Source organism: Streptomyces sp. NPDC018045 (assembly GCF_044327445.1).
In the GTDB taxonomy this organism is placed as follows: domain Bacteria; phylum Actinomycetota; class Actinomycetes; order Streptomycetales; family Streptomycetaceae; genus Streptomyces.
In genome coordinates, this window is record NZ_JBIRFL010000089.1 from 1 (window position 1) to 1,119 (window position 1,119).

Annotated in this window: 1 protein-coding gene; it reads left to right on the top strand. The window is 66.6% G+C overall.

Annotated features, from left to right (window positions below):
• The first annotated feature begins 27 nt into the window (after positions 1–27).
• The gene (locus ACH4EB_RS38720) at positions 28–1,119 is read left to right on the top strand and encodes an IS630 family transposase (RefSeq protein WP_398353241.1); all 1,092 of its coding nucleotides are present in this window, start codon (positions 28–30) and stop codon (positions 1,117–1,119) included.

Genomic DNA, 1,119 nt, shown 5'->3' on the forward strand with positions numbered 1-1,119 from the left:
GAGTCGGAGGTTTGTCGTTGGTTGGGTATGAGTCGTCCGGGTCCGAAGATTGCGCCGTTGTCGGTCACTGATGCCCAGCGGGCTGTGCTGGAAGGCTGGGTGCGTCGGCGTTCGACAGCTCAGGCGCTGGCCCTGCGGTCGCGGATCGTGCTGGAGTGCGCCGAAGGCCACTCGATCCTGGAGGTCTCGCGCAGACTGCGGATCGCTGCGGACACGGTCCGCACCTGGCGGCGGCGTTTTCTCGAACGGGGCCTGGACGGCCTGTGCGACGAGCCCCGTCCCGGTGTGCCCCGGAAGATCACCGACGCGGACGTCGAGCGGGTGATCGTCAAGACGCTGGAGGAAACGCCGAAGAACGCCACCCACTGGTCGACTCGGTCGATGGCGGCGGCCACGGGCATGTCGCAGTCGTCGGTCTCGCGGATCTGGCGGGCGTTCGCCCTGGCCCCGCACCGCACGCAGACGTTCAAGCTGTCCACCGATCCGCTGTTCATCGACAAGGTCCGCGACGTCGTCGGCCTCTACCTCGATCCGCCGGAAAAAGCCCTGGTGCTGTGCGTGGACGAGAAGTCGCAGATCCAGGCCCTGGACCGGTCCCAGCCCGTGCTGCCGATAATGCCCGGGGTGCCCGAGCGGCGCAGTCATGACTACGTCCGGGCCGGCACCACGACGCTGTTCGCCGCCCTGGAGGTGGCGACCGGCAAGGTCATCGGGTCCCTGCACCGCCGGCACCGGGCAGCGGAGTTCAAGAAGTTCCTGGCCAAGCTCGACCGGGACGTGCCCGACGGCCTTGATGTCCACTTGATCCTGGACAACTACGCGACCCACAAGACGCCGGACATCAAGCGGTGGCTGCTGGCCCACTCCCGCTTCCACCTGCACTTCACACCGACCAGTGCGTCCTGGCTGAACCTGGTGGAACGGTGGTTCGCCGAGCTGACACAGAAGAAGCTCAAGCGCGGCGTCCACCGCTCCGTCCAGGCCCTCGAACGCGACATCCGTGCCTGGCTGGCCGACTGGAACGAACACCCCAAACCCTTCGTCTGGACGAAGACCGCCGACGAGATCCTCGACAAAGTCGCCGCCTACTGCCACCGAATCTCTGACTCAGGTCACTAG